Origin of the sequence: Pelorhabdus rhamnosifermentans, from assembly GCF_018835585.1 — a bacterium.
Taxonomy (GTDB): domain Bacteria; phylum Bacillota; class Negativicutes; order UMGS1260; family UMGS1260; genus Pelorhabdus; species Pelorhabdus rhamnosifermentans.
Genome location: NZ_JAHGVE010000034.1, coordinates 20,408 through 35,842 on the forward strand (window position 1 = coordinate 20,408; position 15,435 = coordinate 35,842).

General features: G+C 43.4%; 17 protein-coding genes. All 17 read left to right on the forward strand.

Annotated elements, in window-relative coordinates; translation table 11 throughout:
• The first annotated feature begins 13 nt into the window (after positions 1–13).
• The 17 genes from Ga0466249_RS23340 (at position 14) to Ga0466249_RS23420 (ending at position 15,391) form a co-directional block, all read left to right on the forward strand.
• Positions 14–997, forward strand: coding sequence for a phage major capsid protein (locus tag Ga0466249_RS23340; RefSeq protein ID WP_215831908.1), 984 nt, complete (start codon positions 14–16; stop codon positions 995–997).
• A gap of 34 nt (positions 998–1,031) precedes the next feature.
• On the forward strand, positions 1,032–1,355 hold the full coding sequence (locus tag Ga0466249_RS23345; RefSeq protein ID WP_246588992.1) for a hypothetical protein: 324 nt from the start codon (positions 1,032–1,034) through the stop codon (positions 1,353–1,355).
• Positions 1,313–1,639: a head-tail adaptor protein gene (locus tag Ga0466249_RS23350; RefSeq protein WP_215831909.1), complete on the forward strand. Its 327-nt coding sequence runs from the start codon at positions 1,313–1,315 to the stop codon at positions 1,637–1,639. Before Ga0466249_RS23345 ends, Ga0466249_RS23350 begins: the two co-directional genes overlap by 43 nt.
• The gene (locus Ga0466249_RS23355) at positions 1,626–2,018 is read left to right on the forward strand and encodes an HK97-gp10 family putative phage morphogenesis protein (RefSeq protein ID WP_246588993.1); all 393 of its coding nucleotides are present in this window, start codon (positions 1,626–1,628) and stop codon (positions 2,016–2,018) included. Before Ga0466249_RS23350 ends, Ga0466249_RS23355 begins: the two co-directional genes overlap by 14 nt.
• Positions 2,015–2,395: a tail completion protein gp17 gene (gene gp17, locus Ga0466249_RS23360; RefSeq protein WP_215831910.1), complete on the forward strand. Its 381-nt coding sequence runs from the start codon at positions 2,015–2,017 to the stop codon at positions 2,393–2,395. The genes Ga0466249_RS23355 and gp17 overlap by 4 nt, the downstream gene beginning before the upstream one ends.
• 7 nt (positions 2,396–2,402) lie before the next feature.
• Entirely contained in the window at positions 2,403–3,323 is a 921-nt protein-coding gene (locus tag Ga0466249_RS23365; protein ID WP_215831911.1) for a major tail protein, read from the forward strand.
• Positions 3,324–3,374: 51 nt separating this feature from the next.
• Entirely contained in the window at positions 3,375–3,842 is a 468-nt protein-coding gene (locus tag Ga0466249_RS23370; protein WP_215831912.1) for a tail assembly chaperone, read from the forward strand.
• A gap of 172 nt (positions 3,843–4,014) precedes the next feature.
• Positions 4,015–4,560: a hypothetical protein gene (locus Ga0466249_RS23375; protein ID WP_215831913.1), complete on the forward strand. Its 546-nt coding sequence runs from the start codon at positions 4,015–4,017 to the stop codon at positions 4,558–4,560.
• A gap of 37 nt (positions 4,561–4,597) precedes the next feature.
• Positions 4,598–7,219, forward strand: coding sequence for a phage tail tape measure protein (locus Ga0466249_RS23380; protein WP_215831914.1), 2,622 nt, complete (start codon positions 4,598–4,600; stop codon positions 7,217–7,219).
• Between the two features lie 25 nt (positions 7,220–7,244).
• Entirely contained in the window at positions 7,245–7,625 is a 381-nt protein-coding gene (locus Ga0466249_RS23385) for a DUF2460 domain-containing protein (protein WP_215831915.1), read from the forward strand.
• The gene (locus Ga0466249_RS23390; RefSeq protein ID WP_246588994.1) at positions 7,618–8,244 is read left to right on the forward strand and encodes a baseplate hub domain-containing protein; all 627 of its coding nucleotides are present in this window, start codon (positions 7,618–7,620) and stop codon (positions 8,242–8,244) included. The genes Ga0466249_RS23385 and Ga0466249_RS23390 overlap by 8 nt, the downstream gene beginning before the upstream one ends.
• Positions 8,241–8,618 (forward strand): NlpC/P60 family protein, encoded by a 378-nt coding sequence (locus Ga0466249_RS23395; protein WP_215831916.1) that lies wholly within the window; start codon positions 8,241–8,243, stop codon positions 8,616–8,618. The genes Ga0466249_RS23390 and Ga0466249_RS23395 overlap by 4 nt, the downstream gene beginning before the upstream one ends.
• 4 nt (positions 8,619–8,622) lie before the next feature.
• The gene (locus Ga0466249_RS23400; RefSeq protein ID WP_215831917.1) at positions 8,623–13,014 is read left to right on the forward strand and encodes a phage tail protein; all 4,392 of its coding nucleotides are present in this window, start codon (positions 8,623–8,625) and stop codon (positions 13,012–13,014) included.
• A gap of 22 nt (positions 13,015–13,036) precedes the next feature.
• Entirely contained in the window at positions 13,037–14,422 is a 1,386-nt protein-coding gene (locus tag Ga0466249_RS26830) for a hypothetical protein (RefSeq protein WP_246588995.1), read from the forward strand.
• A gap of 12 nt (positions 14,423–14,434) precedes the next feature.
• The gene (locus Ga0466249_RS23410) at positions 14,435–14,827 is read left to right on the forward strand and encodes a hypothetical protein (RefSeq protein ID WP_215831918.1); all 393 of its coding nucleotides are present in this window, start codon (positions 14,435–14,437) and stop codon (positions 14,825–14,827) included.
• 34 nt (positions 14,828–14,861) lie between these two features.
• Entirely contained in the window at positions 14,862–15,134 is a 273-nt protein-coding gene (locus Ga0466249_RS23415; RefSeq protein WP_215831919.1) for a hypothetical protein, read from the forward strand.
• Entirely contained in the window at positions 15,131–15,391 is a 261-nt protein-coding gene (locus Ga0466249_RS23420) for a hypothetical protein (protein WP_215831920.1), read from the forward strand. Before Ga0466249_RS23415 ends, Ga0466249_RS23420 begins: the two co-directional genes overlap by 4 nt.
• The last annotated feature ends 44 nt before the right edge of the window (positions 15,392–15,435 follow it).

Here is a 15,435-nt window from a genome sequence, read left to right on the forward strand (position 1 = left end):
AGGGAAAGAAGATATGACTATTAAACTTAACTTTGATTTACAGCGGTTTGCAGGTACTTATAATAGTAACATTTCCCGCACAGATGCGGGTGCTTTAATTCCTGAAACAGTAAGCCAGGAAATTATTCAGGGTGCTATTGGACAGAGCCTTGTATTGCAGTTGTTCCGTAAATTGCCAAACATGCCGACGAATAAGACGAGGATGCCCGTTCTTTCGTCTATGCCTACGGCGTACTTTGTCAATGGTGATACTGGATTAAAGCAAACCTCGAAAATCTCATGGGATAACAAATATTTGCAGGCAGAGGAAATTGCTTGCATTGTGCCAATTCCAGAAGCTGTTCTTGATGATTCGGCCTATGACATTTGGGGTGAAGTTAAACCACGTATCATGGAGGCATTTGGCAAGGTAATTGACGGAGCCGTGTTGTTTGGCGTAAACAAGCCCGCATCTTGGCCTACGGATTTAGTTGCAGGAGCCACAGCGGCGGGCACGATTGTAACGGCAGCTGCTACAGATGACGACTTAGTGGAAGATACCAATCAACTCATGGCAAAGGTGGAGGATTGTGCTTTTGACGTAAACGGGTTTATTGGCGATATTACTATGAAGTCAAAATATCGGGGCTTACGTGATAAGAACGGCGGTCTGCTATTTCAACCTTCACTTGCTGCTGGGACGCCTTCTACGTTGTATGGCCAATCTGTCCTGTACAATAAGCTTGGCTACTGGGATATTACGAAAGCCAAGATGATTGCCGGCGACTTTAGCCAGGCAGTTTATGCTTTGCGGCAGGATATCACATATAAGGTTCTTGATCAGGCCGTTATTCAAGATGATACGGGCGCGATTGTTTATAACTTAGCTCAGCAAGATATGGTTGCTTTACGTTGTGTTATGCGTCTTGCGTGGCAGTTGCCTAATCCTATTAATTCCCGTAAGCAAGTTGAGACAAGCCGTTATCCGTTCGCAATTTACAAACCTGCTGCTGTATAAGCGGCAGGTATTTTATTTAGGCGGGTGATAAAGCATGACTGAGGCTGAAGCCCTTAGTAAGATGAAACGAAAATGCTTAGTTCTGAGTCAGTTTTTTAATGATGCAGATCTTACAGGCTTTTTGGACGATTATAAGACAGGGGAAGGAACAGACGCTTCACCTTATGTTTATGACGTAAGACGAAGCACATACGACGCGCTGACAAGTGCATTAACTACAATGGAACAGTCAACGACCAGGGGCGGGGTAACTACTACCTACGCGGACTTGTTCAAAATTCGGCGGCAGTTTGCGACAGCGGGGGTGATTAGCTTATGCGGCAATTCAGGTTTCCCGAGGCGATTACCTACACCGTGAAAAAACTTGTTACCACTAAGGACGAGCTTTCAGGGGAAATTGAGGACTGGCAGAATGCGGGTACTATACAGGCAGAGGTTTGGCCACTGTTAGGCAATCAAGCGAGAGGCGTTATGGGTGTGACCGAGAAATCTACGCATAGAGCTTTTTCGGCTGATCCAAAAGCCTTTACAAGCAATACCCGCATTGTTGATAGTGCGGGCCTTACTTATCTTGTCGGCTATGTTCCGCCACAAGGTTATGGCTCTCATGGAGAGGCGGTGCTTGAATTTGTCAACAGTTAAGGCGGAAATGGGCGGCTTAAATAACCTGTTGCGTAACATCGATATTTTGAAGGATACCACCGTAACGGCCCAAGCGGCAGGCATGGCCAAGGTTTGTATTGATGTTGCTGATTATGCCAAAGCAAACCATCCATTCCAGAACCGGACGCAGAATCTTGAAAATAGTATTCAACCGGACCCGGTAGAGATTGAGGATGGCGTGATCGTTGGTCCTGTTCGTGCTGGAATGGATTATGCCGCTTATGTTGAGTTTGGTACTGCGAAAAATGCGCCTTATCCTTATCTTAATCCTGCCAAGGAAGCTAATAAACAAAATCTGGTTGATACGCTGAAGGCAGTACAAGAACGAGCACAGCAAGCCTTGAAGGTGGAATCATGAAGCAAGCTAAAATTAATATCGTGGCCGGACTGAAGACGAGCACCACTCTGGCGGCATTTGTTGGCACTCGCATAAGCGACGCATGGCCAAGTGCAACAGCTGTTTACCCTTGTGTGTCCTACTTGCAAACTACAGGCACAGGCGAGATTGCCGATGGCCACACAATAGGTTTTGATGAAATCTATCAAATATCACTGTTTGCCAAGCCTGAACCAGGGAAATCAGCGGCAATGACACTTGAAAGTATGGCTGAAGCTGTGCTTGATGTTGCAGATGATTTGGGCATGGCTTTGGTTGGTAATTCCGATTTAATCCTGGACGATGGATCAGGGGTGAAGCATAAGCCTTTGCAATTTAGATATATAACAAGGAGGTAATAAAAACATGCCAATGTCAAGAGTTTCAGGCATTTTTGGTGTCCGCGAGGCGTATATTGCTCCCCAATTAACGGATGTTAGCGGGGCGGCTACGACATGGGATGCACCTATAAAAATAGAGGGCATCAAGTCCTTAAAACCGGACCCGAATGTCACGAGTGCCGAGAATAAAGGCGATGAAATGACGCTGGATACCGAGGATATTATTGACTATTACAAAATTACGTGGGAAAATGCAGAACTTCCACTTGATTTAATCGCTGCCATTCATGGCGGGGATGTTAGTTCTTCAGGAACAGATAAGGGCGAGGTGCTTTCATATGTTTACGCGGGCAATAACGCCCAAACAACATATTTTAAGCTAATGGCACTAGCTAAACGCGGCAGTAATGATACAAAAGACGTAATGATCGAATTTTACAAGGTAAAGGGTACTTTGAGTTTTGATTTTGCAGAAGGTGCTTTTGCGAAATGCTCTTTCAGCGGCAAAGCGATTCGTACAAAGGGCACTGTCGATGGCAAGGCAAATGCCTTATACGGTCTTAAATTTGGGGCGTCGGCGTTAAGTCTTACAGGAGTGCAGCAGGTTGAAACTGCTACTGTAGCAGGTACTATCACGACAGCGGGAAATGCAACCGTGACCGTGACAGCAGCAGGATTGACAGGCTCACCTAAAGCCTTTACTATTCCAGTTTCCTTGGGCGATACACCAACAATAACGGCATTGCGTATTCGTGAAGCCCTGGCGGCTGATGAAGCAATTACAGCTTTATTTGCTGTAAGCGGAACAGGGGCTAATGTTGTATTGACGCGGATAATTGCCATTGCTAATGATGCGACGCTCAACATTGCGATTGCGAATGGTACTAGTGCAGGATTGACAGCCGCGCCAATGTCAGCAGATACGATAGCTGGGCAAGCGTCATAATGAGAGGGGCTAAAAACCTCTCTTTAATTTTTTTATATGGAGAGTGATACTGTGAAATTATCTGAGTTATTTCCCGAAGCTGTAAAGGTTAAAATTCAAGGCATTCAGTACGGAATCAAATTTGGTACACGTGCTCTTATTCAGATGGAGCAGGATTACCCGGACGAAAAAGAACGGGTTAGTTTATTAAAAGCAGGAGCGCCGAAGAAAAAGGGGAAGGAAGATGCCCCGCAAATGATGATTAAGATAAGAAGCACAGCCGATATGGTCAATATGCTATATGCTGGACTTTTGCATACCAAGGCTTTTCCAGATAAAGACGATTTGATCGATGCGATCGAACCGCATGATTACCCGGATTATATCAATGCTATCTTTTCAGCCTCTGTACAATCGAAGGCAACACCGGAACAGCTTGAAAAGATGCAAGTCATGTCCGAGGTTAACGGCTCAAAAAAAAACGAGGGCCACGTGACTACGGCTCAGAATATGCCTTTTATCGGTCAAAGTGCAGGCTGACAAAGGAAGAATACCTTGATGCGACTGAACGAGAGCTAATAGCGTTGTCTATTGGTTACGCAGAAATGAATGGGGCCAAGACGGAGTATGATGATCCCCTTGAATTTTTTGGCGTACAACAGAAGGAATAAAATTCCATTTTGTTGAATGAAGTGGCAAGGAGGGGATTAAGTTGAAAAGGATAATCCTAGTATTTATTCTATTAATGACGGTATGTTTAACTGGCTTTGCGGCACCATCGCAGGAAGAAGTAGATGCGAGAAATATACTTGATGATCTTAAAAGTATATCTTTACGTTTGGAGAACCCCACAAATTTTAATGAGTTTTATACATATTACAATAATATATATATCAAGGTTCGCAAATTTGATATGTCATACCCGTCTAGTGTCATAAGACATGAAATGGGAAACGCGTTTATTCCATACTATGATGCTTATGGAATTTGGAAAAGGCCATACCAAGGTTCTAAAAATAAATATAGATGGGCAATTTGGCTTAGGCCTACAGAGGTAGACTACTTGCAAGGACAATACGAAGGAATGAAGGCTTTGATTAGTTCTAATTTAATTACGACACTTGATGATGGCAATATGTTAATTGGTTCCGAAACTAATGATAATTCAATTATTGTGTTGTTATTTACCACGGCTACTGAAAGGATAAAGCCATTAGAAGGCAAAATAAATCAAACGTATATAAAAACCGCCAATTAAGGCGGTTTTCTCATTTATAAGGCGAGGTGGTGACAATATGGCAGATACAGAGGTTGGTGGCTTAGTCGTCAAGATGAGGGCTGACCTAAGCGATTACCTGCAAAAACTCAACGCCATGGAACAGAAGTCCACAGATACGAGTAGCAAGGTTGCAAAAAGTTTTGATTCTATTGGCACAGCCATGGCAAAAGTCAGCGTTGTGCTAGGTGGGTTTGCCGCGACCGCGATTAACAACGCTATGAATTGGGGAACAGCAATCACTAAATTGAGTCGTCAAACAGGTATGGCCGCCGAAGATACTAGTCGGTTTCTTGTTGTTGCAAAGAGTGTGGGGGTTAGTACTGATACGGCCTCTATGATGTTTTCAAGACTTGCCATGAACATAAACACAGCAAGTAAGTCTATGATCGCAGCTAGTTCCGCAGGCAAGACTTCCGACGATGTATTCACCAAACTAGGCATATCTACCGTTAATCTAGCAACAGGAGCTATGCGACCTATGGGGGATATATTCGCAGATATAAAAACAAAAGTGGCAAGTATGTCCGATGGTTGGCAAAAATCAGCGATTGAGATGGAACTTTTCGGAAGATCGGGAACACAATTAAATACAATGCTAAATATGTCACAGGAGCAAATACAGGCGGTTACGGATAAAGCGCAGGCAATGGGTTTGATTCTCAATGACCAACAAGCGCCTGCATTGGCTAATCTTAGTCGGCAGGTTAATGCGGCAAAAGGAAACCTAACTTCGCTGGGTATATCAATAGGAACAGAATTGATGCCACAAGTACAATATTTATTAAGTGAAGTTTCAAATGTAACGCAAGCATTTGTTAACATGGACCCTCAAACTCGGCAGAATATTCTTTCGGTAATTAGGATCGGTGCCGAAATTGGAATAACAAGTATGGCTGTCAGTAAAGCTATTAGCGTGATAGGCGGAGTCACAGAGGCATTAGGCGTTATGAGGTTGGCCACTATTGCGGCAGCAGGCCCATGGGTAACACTGGCTATAGTAATAGGGGGCGCAATATCCGCACTAGATGCCTATGCTAATGCAAAATATAAAGCTGAAGGTTATGATAACGCGGCTGAAGTAAGAAAGCTTGAAAGTGATGATGGGAGTTTAACACAATACCAGAAAAAGACAGTAGTTAACACAATTATGGGTGTGCCAGTGTACAACTGGGTTAATATGAGTGACGCGGAAAGAGAAAGGCAAATTGCTTTTGAAAACAGACCAAAGCCAGAGCCTACTGAAACGCCCACGCCACCTACGAATACGTTTGTTTCTGACCTTGGTGGTGGCGGTTCTTCTTCTGATGGTGGTAGTAGTGGTAGTGGAGTGGCAGGAGAAAAAGCCAAAACCGCTTTAGAAGAAAACCGCGATTCATTTCAGAAGGCCCAAGAGGAGATGCAGGGGTATCTTGACCTTAATCAGATAACGGCTCAGCAATATATTGATTATCTGAAAGAGCAAAAGAAATATGTAACTGATATGGCTGTTGGCGACGACGAGCAGCAAGATAAGCGGCTCATGCAGCTTGATATTGAAAAGCAAATACAGTCGCAGCAAAAGCAAATGTCACAGGATGCGATACAGGCAGCGAGTCAAAAAGTTCAACTTGGGAAAATGACCGAAGAACAGTATAAGCAGGTATTAGAAGATCAGGCAAAATTGGCTACAAGTGATAAAGATAGGCTTGCTCTAGCGGTGCAAATTTATCAAGAGAATGAAAAGCTGATTGACCAAGCAAATAAAAAAGTTGACGTTGAGGCTAATTCTACTAAGGCTGCTTTAGATTTACAGCAAGAAAAGTCCGTTCACAGCCTCAAAATGTCTGAGACTTCTGGTGACGACAGTATTCAAACGAAGTTTGCAAATATGAAAGCCGAGTATGACCAAGCAAAATATTATCTTGATAAACAACATGACGATGATGATAAATATTTACAAGAGAAAATTGCTAATTCGGCTATGGACGTAAAAAAACAAAAAGAATTTATCACTCAAAAGCAACAGCTTGACGCTAAATATGAGCTTGAAAAAGAAAAGCAAGAGGACTCTTATACTGAAAAAGTCGCGGCACAGCAAAAGGCTATTATTAATGCGAATAACTCCATGATAACGGCTCTAATCACAGGTACAAAATCCGGTCAAGATGTACTAGAAGATATGTGGAAAGATTTCGTTGCAAAAGTCGTTGCTAAGCTATTCCAAATTAATACTGAGACTAATATTTTCACAAGCTTATTGGGCGGATTATTCGGGGTAAGCAATAGCAGTGGAGGAACGTCCTTTGCCTCTAATTTTGGTATTACTAGCCTATCAGGTGCGCGTGCTAGCGGTGGTGATGTAAAAGCCGGGGAGTCTTATCTTGTTGGTGAAAAAGGAATTGAAGTATTTACTCCAAGCACAGATGGTGCGATTATCCCGAACAGCGATATTACCTCAGGTGCCTTGCAGCAAAATAATCAATCCCAATCCATACTCGTACAGCCGCAAGTAACAATTCAGCAGTCGTTTCAAAGTCTTGACCCTGCTGAAAATATGAGACTCGCTAAAACTCAAAATGCATCGTTAAAAAATGATATACTAAATTCAATAAGAAATGAGACTGTTTGGCGAAATGCAATTAAGGGGGCGACAACATAATGAAAATAAGTAAGGGGGCGGCTTAATGGCAAGAGAAACATTTATTACGCCCTGGGTACGCGCCCACAAACGAAAAATTAGTTTTAGCACTGACGTTGATAGCGAATACACTTCCCATGAACAAAGAAATGCCCTTTGGTCAAATTCGCGTAGAACATGGACCTTGTCATTCGAAAAAACTTCTGAAGATTACACAGCCGTTGAGGCTTTTTTTATTGCCCGACGCGGCAAGTGGCAGGCTTTTAACTGGGTGTATTCCAGCACTGACAAATATGGCAGGCCCACAGGCGGCGACGATAAAACGTATCTTGTCCGGTTTGATACGGATGATTTAGATTCCACCGTGTCTAGTATGGGTTATAATACTTTTGATTTGCCGATTGTTGAGGTGGTAACTGATGAGTAAAGACATGACTCCCGCACTTGAAGAGGCAGCGCAGGAATCAGAAATAATGACCCGTATGCTAGTAACAATTTACGCGGCTAATACAGCAAACGGACAGCCTTTTCGATTCGTGGCCAATGATAACAAAGATTTGACTATGCCTGATGGAACGCTTTATGTTTCCACGAATATCACGCGAGGAGATATTGCCTCAAATACTGACGGCGATAAAGAGCAAGTAAGCCTGAAACTGACTAACAAGTGGCAAGAATGGGCCTCTTACATGGCCAACAACGGGAAAAAGTTGAAAGGCTGTCGCTGTGTGATCGAAGATGTGTTTCTCGATCATTTAGAAGAGGGCGCAGTGTGGCGCTTCGAGGGCGTCATGGATAAGCTGTCTATGGTGCTGAGTGATTTTAGCTGCAACGTAACGCGGGATATAGTTGATTATGACATTGATGCCCCCAACATGGATTATGGTCCGATTTGCCAATTTACTTATGGTGATAGTCGCTGTCAAGCAACAAATGTGAATGGGCCTTGCGACCAAACTATGACAACCTGTGAAGCACTTGGCAATATTTTGAGATATCAGGGGCATCCTTCAACACCTATGCAAATGGTTATACGCTCATCATGAGGCCAGAAGATTTATTGCAGTACATTGGCAAGGAGTACAGTAAATTTGATGACGAGGGCAAAGCTTACGGCTGCATGATGCCTGTCTATATGCTGTACCCTGAAATTCCGCGTTACGATTGGCCTGAAGAAGGAAAGTACTTTGCCGAATCAGTTTTGGCTTTACTAAAAAAACATGGCTGCCCCATCAAGCTCGATGAGATTAAATCGGGTGATGTGGTGGCCTTTCGTATGCCATTTGGATTTTTGCATATCGGTGTCTATATGGGTGATGATTGGATTGTACACTGCATGACAGATGAAACAATGGAGCGCTGTCGATTTAGCTATGCAATCAGGCGACTTGACGGCGTTTTTCGATGGGGAAGGGGGTGAGTGAGTGGGTGCACCAGTATGGAGCGCAGTTTGGCATACCATAGTTGGCGTTGCAGCAAGTTATGCCATGAATGCGGTAACTAATAAATTATTTGGTAAAAAGGCAAATAGCGGCAGTAGTCCTACCTATTCAATCGGCACCTTGCAGACGCAGACTAATTCAGATTCAGTCATGCCTATCATATATGGCAAAGTCAAATGCGCCGGAAACAACTTATGGCAATCAGGCGAAGGGACAACAGTACAGCGTCTTGTTGGCTTTGGCCTTGGATGCAATAAAGGCGTGTCTGATGTGCGTCTGAATGATATTCCACTTAACGGCGGCGACACAACGGCCATTTATATATACAATACGGCTTGTTCTGATGCCACTGTTGCTCTTGTTGATATTAATAATAACTGGCCAACTGGTGACGATAGAACATTACTTTTGCATGCAAATGGAGTAGACACGAAAATAATCTTAGCAGCTCCCCAAGATTCCGGTAAAAAGTACTATGAAGGAACCGATTTTATTCATGTTCTTAAACTGCAAGATTACAATTGTTATTCCGATAAACTCGTCAACTATATTAATACTTTAGGCAATGATTGGCAAGCAACAAACCCTTACAGTTTGTCAATTAGTTGTGAAACGATGCATAAATTTTCATCTACAAGTTGCTATAATACACATGTTTCATTAGCAATAAACAACATATTAACAAACTGCTCTTATACTGCTTATATGGGAGATGGGGAGCAACAAATTGATAGCCGCGTTACAGGAACTACGCAAAAAGCAAAAGCCAAGATGGTTGGTGGCATGAAGTATGATGCCTATCTTGCTTTAACGATAACTGCCAGTGATAAGCTTAGCGGGAATCCAAATCTCACAGCAATATGGGAAGGCCGCATAGTCAGAATCTATGATACCCCTACAACTTACCATGAGGCCTGGTCAGATAACGTTTGGTGCGTTTTGGACTTCATGACCTCAATTGATGGTTGCAATATTCCAATTGAGAATATTGACATACAAAGTTTTGTTGATGCTGCTGCCTACGCACAACCTGCTGACAATAGCCGTCGTTGGTCAGTCAATCTCATTCTCGACAATAAAAAAAGTCGCCAAGATTGGCTTAATGATATGCTGCTTTGTTTCCGGGCTTGGCGTACTTATCAGAATGGCAAACATGGTATTCTACTTGATAAGCCGGAGCCTGTTAGTCAGATATTTATTGTCAAGAAAACGGAATCAATACAGCTTGATTGGCAGGAATTAAAGGAAGATGTTGAAAGAATTATTCTAAAATATCGCGATCCCGATTATGAATGGCAAAATGTTGGTGCGCCTGCTACAATCAAAGGGCCTTTTAGGAACCAGGTGCCGCTTACAAAAACGGTTGAAGTGAATGGTATTACAAACTTTAAGCAGGCATCTCAACACGCATGGTTTTATGTGAATCAGGCGCAGACTTGCGGCGAGTATATTACATACACTTGCAATAAAAGAGCATTGAACAGAACCATAGGCGACGTTATAGGCATATTTGATCCGATTACGCAAGTGACTGAGCAAGGATTGACCTACAAACGTTACCGTATTTTAGGCATGACCGAGCCGCAAGGAATTAGTATACAGCTTTATTGTCGTGAATATAATGAAGCCCTCTATACAGATGCACAGGGAAGCGTGGCCCCTGTTGTGAATATCACGAAGTTGCCAAATCCAACGCAAGCGCCTCCCGATGTGTCAAACATACAGCTTGGACAGGTTTATTATCGGCAAAAAGATGGTACTATTGTTTCGTATATGACTGGCACTTGCGACTTTCCAGACTCGTCTTTATTTGGCAGTGCAATCGTTGAATACAGTGATGATAACGGCGTTACATGGGCTTACGGCGGAACATATAGTACAAATGTTTTCATTATCCCAAACGTAAAAACGGGTGCCACTTATCTTGTTAAAATTAAGTCGTCGAGCAAAATGTCTTTGGGAATATTTTCAAGCGGGGCTACATCCGATCCCATAACGATTACAGGCAAAGATGCACCGCCGTCTGATATTCCAAGTATTACGGCAGTAATTGATCCAACAGACAATACAAAAGTAACCCTGTCTTGGCCAGCGGTTACGGACGTTGATCTTCGAGGCTATCAGCTTCGCGAGGGCAATAATATTCTGACACCGACGCCGATCAGTGACACGCGCTATATTTACACAGTAACTGAGACACGAAACTTTACCTTTTCAGTCTATGCCGTGGACAACAGCGGCAATCTATCGAAGACACCAGCAACCGTGACGATTGCACTCGATCCAAGGCCTGCTCAAGTCTCTGCTTTTTCTGTTGTGCCACAAGATACGGACCGTTCCAAACTGGTCATGAAATGGCAAGTCAACACAGAAAAAGATATTGCCGAGTATATCATCAAAGTTGGCGACGATTGGGACATCGCAACGATCATCACGCACTTGAAAACTTTGACTTATACCTATGAGCCAACGGCAGATGGTAGTATGAAATTCATGATCAAGGCCGTTAACGAAGGTGGCTTGGAAAGTGCTAAAGCGGCAGAGCAGATTCTGCAGGTAATACTCAGACCAGACGCTCCACAAAATTTGGCCGCTAAGCAAGAACCATTAAATCGCAGTAAATTGCTAATTAAGTGGGATGCTTCTCCTGGTCATGACATTGCAGGTTATGAACTGCGCTATGGCCATGATTGGGATACGGGCACCTATATTGATTTTATCCAGGCGACGTTCTACGAGTGGGAAATTCCCGCATCAGGTAGTTATAACATTATGGTCCGGGCAAAAACTGTTGCCGGCTACTACTCCAACGTGTCTAATGTTTCGATACCTACATTTATCGAAGCGTATGACGTAACAGAGTTTACGGGCTCACAGTCTATCAGTGACCGGTCCATCGTGCATCTTACTTGGCAAAATCCATTGAGCTTGGATATTCAGTACTTTGAGATTCGGCGTGGAGCTAGTTGGGATTCCGGTGTAGTCGTTGGTGACAGAGTGCAGGCAACATTCTTTGATGCAAAAATACCAGATGAAGGCCAACATACCTGGTGGATTAAGGCCGTGACAGTAGCCGGAAAATACAGTTTGTATCCGGCAAGTTTCGGCGCAGAATGGGATTTGAATCCTTCGCCTGTAACGAATATTATTTTGAAGCAGGATGAAAACGACAGGTCGCTAATCAATATTACTTGGACCGGGATTGCTGAAATTGACCTGATGTACTATGAAATTCGTTATGGCTGGACGTGGGAAACGGCAACCGTTCTGATACAGACCAGCAACACGAACTATCAGTTCAGGCCAGACAATACTTCCGGCAATGTGAAAGTCATGATCAAAGCGGTCAACACAGCAAAATACTCTTCAGACGAAGCGTCATCCAGCTTATATGCAACCTTGGAGCCACAGGATGTCCAGAATTTCATTGTTCAGCAAAATGGGGAATATGTGGAGCTGTATTGGGATAGGGCAGTTGATCATGATGTTGTCGGATTTGAGATTCGAGAGGGCTGGACATTTGAATACGGCCAGCTTATTGCCACCAATGTAACCGGAAATTCATACACTTACAAAGTCGATTTTGACGGGATCTATCACTATTGGATTAAGGCGATTAACCGCAGTAATAAATATTCAGTTCACGCCGTTGACCAGCAGCTAACTGTTGCCGATTTACCACCAAAAAATATTGTCCAGTCATTTGATGAAATTGAAATGAAGTCCGGTACTCACAATAATACGGAGTTTGGCCAGTCCAGTATCAACTGGCAGACCATTGGCGGTCGGTGGAGTGATTATCCTGCACTGGCCTTCGAGGACACCGGTGGTCTTCAAGTCCTGCGTCTAAAGAAAAATGAGGATGGCACCTATCAGCCAAACGGGGTATACAGTTGTGAGCAAATCGATGTAGGTCGGGTTATCACAGCCAATATCAGTATTAAGTTTCTTAGTACTGTGAAGTACCAAGGTGACACCACGGCGGTTCTGCAAATGCGGACAAGCCAGGATAATGTAAATTGGAGTATTTGGCTTGATTTCTTGCCTTCAAAATTTGTATTTCGTTATATCGAACTCAGGGTGAACCTGTCAACAACGAATACAGCCAAAACGCCTGAAGTCAATAATTTCGATGTCATGATTGACCTGCCGGATATCGAAAAAGCCGGAACAGCAACAGTCCCGGTCGGTGGTGTTCGGATTACTTACGATACGGATTTTTATATTATCCCTGTAGTTACGCCCTATGCCATTGGTACAGACGTTCACGCTCAGATAACGAATCGTGATAAATTGGGATTTAATGTTCAAATCTTGAATTACAACAATGTCGATGTAGGCGGGACATTAGATTGGCGGGCAAGGGGTTATTAAAATTGAAAGGATGTGGTGAAATATGGCCTATGATGCAACAAAGCCGGAGGATACAGGGTATCTGTCTGCGGCACCAACTGAACTGCGGACAAATCTTGAAGGATTAAAGAAAGATCAGATTGTAGACGCCGGGACGCTCAAAGGATTGACACCTGGCAATGCCAATGGAAATATCCCGGTATCAAATGGCGTAGAAAATACCAATCTAAACGCTGGAATGGTGAACGGCAAAACAGCCGCTGATTTTGCACCCAAGGCGCATGGTCATGATGCGGCTACGTCGTCAAGTGATGGTTTTGAAACAGCAGCCGAACATAATAAATTAGCTGGCATTGCCGAGGGTGCCGAAGTTAACCAAATGGCGTTTAGTAGTGTAAAAGTCGGTGATACCACAATCCAAGCTGATTCCAAAACAGACACGTTTGAAATTGTCCCAGGTGCAAATATTGGTTTCGCGCCAGATGCTGTAAATGATAAGGCGACAATTTTTGTGACTGGGAAGGTGCCCGCTGCAACGCAGGCGGATACTGCAGGGGCTTGTACAGGGAATGCGGCAACGGCTTCGGTTTTATATAATTTTAGTGTAAGTACGAGAAGTGATGTTGATGTTAACACACGTACAATTAGTGGCATGTTTGCAGGTGGTGGATCGTCACCAAACATGCCGGGCTCCTATCTTGCAGGTATATCCGCAAACAATATAGATGTTGGTTTACAGATAGCGGGAGGATATAATTCGGATAATTTATATTTTCGCGGCTGGTGGTCTTATGGAAATAGTTTTTCGCCCTGGAGAATCGTTGTACATTCAGGCAATATCGGCAATCAATCTGTAAACTATGCAACTACTGCCGGTTCAGCCCCTGCTAATGGCGGTAATGCAGATACAGCCCGAGGTGCTACTGCAAATATATTTAGTGTGAAAGGAACTACTGCCAATCCTCCTAGCTACCGGTTTAATATGTCGGACGTTGTCACTAATGATTTTTACATGAGTAGCGATGGTACTGTTAGGTTAGTAGATTATACTCACGCCGTATATAGACCGTTCAGGGCTGCTGAAATCTACTCGAATGATAAACAAGTCGCTACGGTAGACCAAGTAACTTCAATTGTCGCGTCTGGTTCAGGCACAAATTATTATTGGCGCAAATGGTCAAATGGGGATATCGAGCAGTGGGTGACAGGTGGTTCATATCAAGCCATAGGCCATGGTAATAGCAACTCGTGGTCCATTACTTTTCCTGTAGCGTTTTCGACAAGTTGTAAAGGATATTCAGCTACTTGTTCGGGGAATGTAGGGATAATTACTGTTACAGGTTTAAGTATCAGCCGCATATCTGGAAACATATATAATCTAGCCGACACTGATAATTACTCTGCGACTATACACGTTATTGGAAATTAATCAGCGAAAAGGATGAATACTGACATGAAATATTATCTTAATTATGACGAAACAACGGGCGTGATAATCAATGCTCCGTATTGTGACATGGTTCACGGGAAAGAGGCAATACCTACACCAAACATCGAACTAACTGAGGCAGAGCACGATGACTGGATGATGCATCAATCTACGCGCAAAGTTGATTTGACTACAAAAAAACTTGTTGAGTATACGCCGCCAGGGCCAACAGCACAGCAAAAATACGCAGCCATTAACGCTGAGTATTCTGCGAAGCAAGCGGCTTTAAGAGATGCAGCAATAGATGCTCAGCTAAACGGTAAATCTTTAGATAGCATTGCAACAGCTCGAACAAAGCTGTCAGCAGAATGGAAAACTAAATTATCGGCAGTACAAGGCGCGTAGGCGTCTATTTTTTATGCCTAGGGGAGGGCGAGGCGTGAGTGAGGATAAATTTCAGAGAGAAGTGTTAGATCGGCTTATCAGCATTGAAACAAAGCAGGATAACATGATTGATACTGTTGCAGATCACTCAAAAACGATTGTTAAGCATGGTGAAGAGATCGTAGATATTAGGGCAAGTACGAGGTCAGCTCATCATCGTATTGACGGGATTTTCTGGGGAGCCGGAACGTTAGGAGCTATTGCAGGCACATTAGTAAACGTTTTTGCTTCACTTTGGACAAAAACGTCGGGTGGTGGCCATGGATGAACTATATAAAAACACACTGGTTGGAATTGCTCATAATAGCACTTCTGGCCGTTTTAATTTTATGGGCTGTTGGATATATATCTAACGGCCTTTTTGGTACGCATTTTGAGTTGCAGAGTTGTTGGGCTGGCTTATCAACTGTGGGGAGTGCCGGGTTCTTAGCATTTATAAAATACCTAGTTGATAGTAGCCCTTGGAATACTCCCAAGGGAGAATTACCTATTAAAGGAGTTGGTTCGAATAATGAAAGGTATTGACGTATCAGAAAACAACGGCACAGTAGATTGGCAGGCCGTGAAGG